At 45.6% G+C, this 766-nt stretch carries 1 protein-coding gene; it reads right to left on the bottom strand.

Annotated elements, in window-relative coordinates; all coding sequences use genetic code 11:
- On the bottom strand, positions 1-766 hold a 766-nt coding region (locus JV36_RS0113570), incomplete at both ends, for an IS4 family transposase (protein ID WP_032139783.1).

Raw genomic sequence — 766 nt, 5'->3', positions numbered from 1 at the left:
CAAGTTATAGGCAAGCAGTAATCCCCATAACTCTTGTTCAACCATGTCAGGACGCTTGCTCCTAAGCGTATATTCACTCTTCAGTAGCGTTTGTTTCATTTCCCGATACCCTAACTCAATTTCCCAGCGATGGGTGTATAAGTCTACGATGTCGTCACTGGGGTAGCGCATTACATCGGTAAGCGAGGTCAGAATTCGGCACTCTTTCCCTTTTATTTTCTTCGTCACCAGCCGCGCCTCAATCTCGTCTAGAAGCTCAGGGAACTTCTTTCTCGCTTGAGGTGTAGTTGTCAGTTTTACCCGTTTATCTACACGGCTATAACTTTCTAATACTTCAAATTGAAGCCCTTTTCTGGCGGGTATCATCCAGTGCCTTTCTTTTCCAGCGTTTTGCCACTGATGAAGCAAGCCTAAGGAATAAAAGCCACGGTCAAACATGGTCAGTGAATGATTAGGTGTATCGCTAATCAGCTGCTCTGCTAGCACCATCTCATTCGATTTGTATTTATCAAACGCACTGCTGATGAGTTGGTGGCTTGTCAGTTCCATTTGGCAGACCATGCGAATCTGAGGAAATGCAGTATCACCATGTTGAGTACTGCCAGAGCCATACTTATCGCGGTTTTCAGCGGTATCTGCCGTTCGCCAAACGACACCATCTACTCCGAGCAAATTCAGTCCGTTCCATGTTTCGAATTCATGTTGTTGATACCAATGTTTAGCCATCTTTTTAAAGGATTGTTCGACAGCCTCGGTTCCTAGGCGC

The sequence above is a fragment of the Alteromonas sp. LOR genome (genome assembly GCF_000753865.1).
Classification (GTDB): Bacteria; Pseudomonadota; Gammaproteobacteria; order Enterobacterales; family Alteromonadaceae; genus Alteromonas.
The sequence above is the reverse complement of the archived record's forward strand: the minus strand, read 5'-3'. Positions and strand labels throughout refer to the sequence as shown.